This is a genomic window from Streptomyces sp. NPDC058240 (assembly GCF_042882135.1).
Taxonomy (GTDB): domain Bacteria; phylum Actinomycetota; class Actinomycetes; order Streptomycetales; family Streptomycetaceae; genus Streptomyces.
Genome location: NZ_JBHVWT010000141.1, coordinates 1 through 2,348 on the forward strand (window position 1 = coordinate 1; position 2,348 = coordinate 2,348).

Genomic DNA, 2,348 nt, shown 5'->3' on the forward strand with positions numbered 1-2,348 from the left:
GGCTCGTCATGCAGACCGTCGAGGCGTTTGGCGATGAACCGGGCCCGCCAGCGGTCCACGGTCGACCTGTCGATACCGAGGTCGGCCGCGGCCTGTTGGTTCGTCCCGCCCTCCGCGCAGCGCAGCACGATCTTGGCCCGCAACGCAAAGAACTGAGCGGTCTTCGCCCGCCGCGCCCACTGCGTCAGCTGCCTCCGCTCAGCCTCGTCCAGGACCAGGTCGGCCTTCGGCCGCCCAATCCAGCCGGCGTCCTCAAGCCCGGCCATCCGCTCTGCCGCGAAAGCCCGACGCCACTTGCCAACCGTCTTGGCCTGAACGCCGACGATCCGTGCGACACCCGCGTTTGACATGCCGTCAGCGCAGGCCAGGACGATGCGGGCCCTCTCAGCCGAGCGCCGGTCCGACATCTTCGTCCGGCGCTCCAACTCAGCGCGCTCGGACTCGGACAACGCGATCTCCACAGCGGAAGGACCCGGATGCACCATGGCAACAGGGTAGTAACTAACCATCAGAATTTCTGGCGCATCACACTAGTGGCAATCCGCGCGGAAGTTCTTTAGCCGGTTGATCGCCCGCTCGACGGTGTTGCGCTTCTTGTACCGCTCCTTGTCGAAGCAGGGTGGCCGGCCACCCGGCACTGCCGCGCGGCGGCCGGCCGCTTGGTCGGCCTTCGCCGGAATGACGTGCGGGATACCTCGTCCACGCAGGTAGGCGTGGTTACGGCGGTTGCTGTAGCCCTTGTCCGCGCTGACCTGGTCAGGCTTGGTGCGGGGTCGACCGAGAGCCAGACGCGGAACACGGATCCGCCATGACCGGCTCGAACTGAGTGCAGTCTGCCCGCTGCCCGAGCGTGATCAGCATCGACAGTGGGCGGCAGCGGCCTTCCGCGCTCAGGTGGAGCTTGGTGGTGAAGCCGCCGTGTGAACGGCCGAGCGCTTCACCTCCCTCACCACCTCCGCCAAGAGGTCGACCAGTTCCGCCCGGATCCGAGCGGTCCTGACCGCCTTGACGGAGCCCCCTTTGAGATGCGGCGGCGGCGCCAGCCGGGCTCCGGCCGCGTGCTGGTGGGCTCGCACCGAGGTCGAGTCCACAGACACGTCCCAGTCGATGTCGCCAGTCGCATCCGCATCCGCCTGGACCTGCTGGAGCGGCTCCCAAGTGCCGTCCGCCGACCAGCGGCGATGCCGCTCGTGCACCGTGCTCCATGGGCCGTAGCGCTCCGGCAGATCGCGCCACTGCATACCCGTCCGGATCCGGTACAGCACACCGTTGATCACCTGTCGATGGTCCCACCACCGCCCACAACGCCCATTGCTCACGGGCAGGAGTGGCTGAAGCCGCTTCCACTGAGCATCAGTCAGATCACCTCTTTGACCCACAGTCCTGTCAACGACTCAACTGCCCGTCAGGAGATTGCCAGTGCGAAGTGATGGTCGGCGCTGACTGCTGAATAAGGTTGAGGTGGTTTGTTGTTGAGCGAGAGGGCGAGAGAACGTGGATGTGTACGAAGCCGTGGACAGTCGCCGGGCCGTGCGGGCGTTCAGCGATGAGCCGGTACCCATGGAGATACTCGAACGAGTGCTGTCTGCAGCTACGCGAGCTCCGTCAAGCGGGAACCTCCAGCCGTGGCAAGTGTACGTCGTAACCGGCGATCCCTTGGCCGAACTGAAGAGGCGCGCGACGGCCAGGGCACTGGCCGGAGACCTGGGGGATGAGCGGGAGTACCCGATGTACCCGGCCGACCTGACCTCGCCGTATCTGGACCGTTTCTCCGCCGCGGCCGCCCAACGTTACGCAGCGCTGGGAATTGAGCGCGACGACCCCGAGAGGCCCAAAAAGATCGCCACCTTGAACTCGGAGGCGTTCGGGGCACCAGTTGTACTGTTCTGCTACCTCGACCGCGCGATGGGGCCCGGGCAGTGGGGAGACGCGGGGATGTACTTGCAGACGATCATGCTGTTGCTACGGGCGGAAGGGCTGCACAGCTGCCCCCAGGTGATGTGGACGATGTATCGCAAGACTGTCACCCAGACAGTCGGAGCCGATGATGGGCTCGCACTGTTCTGCGGTGTCGCAGTCGGATTCGAGAAGGAGGGCGTGCCACATCTGCGTACTGGGCGGGCGGACATGACAGAAACAGTGAGCTTCATCGGAGTGTGATCGCTGGGCAGCCAAGATCCGCAGGACAGCGCCTACGCCATACCCGGCAACCGCCGCGTCCCAGCATGGCACCGACCTGTAACCCGAGTTGCTCTGGGGTGCCTCGAAGTTTCCGGACAGGGATCCAATAGGATCGCCCTGAGAAGGAAACGAGGAAGAAGTGGCGCCACCCAGCAAATACTCGCCGG

The 2,348-nt window shown here is 65.4% G+C and carries 2 protein-coding genes and 1 pseudogene; 1 reads left to right on the forward strand and 2 read right to left on the reverse strand.

All coding sequences use genetic code 11. From position 1 onward, the window contains the following. Window positions 1-485: helix-turn-helix domain-containing protein (locus ACFVX4_RS41955; RefSeq protein ID WP_389988747.1), on the reverse strand; the 485-nt coding region annotated here is incomplete at its 3' end. 57 nt (window positions 486-542) lie between these two features. Then, window positions 543-1,379, reverse strand: a pseudogene (locus ACFVX4_RS41960) (IS5 family transposase); the annotation flags it as partial. Window positions 1,380-1,494: 115 nt separating this feature from the next. Between ACFVX4_RS41960 and ACFVX4_RS41965 the strand changes: the two are divergent. Further along, window positions 1,495-2,160, forward strand: a complete 666-nt coding sequence (locus tag ACFVX4_RS41965) for a nitroreductase (RefSeq protein WP_389988750.1) — start codon at window positions 1,495-1,497, stop codon at window positions 2,158-2,160. Window positions 2,161-2,348 lie beyond the last annotated feature (188 nt).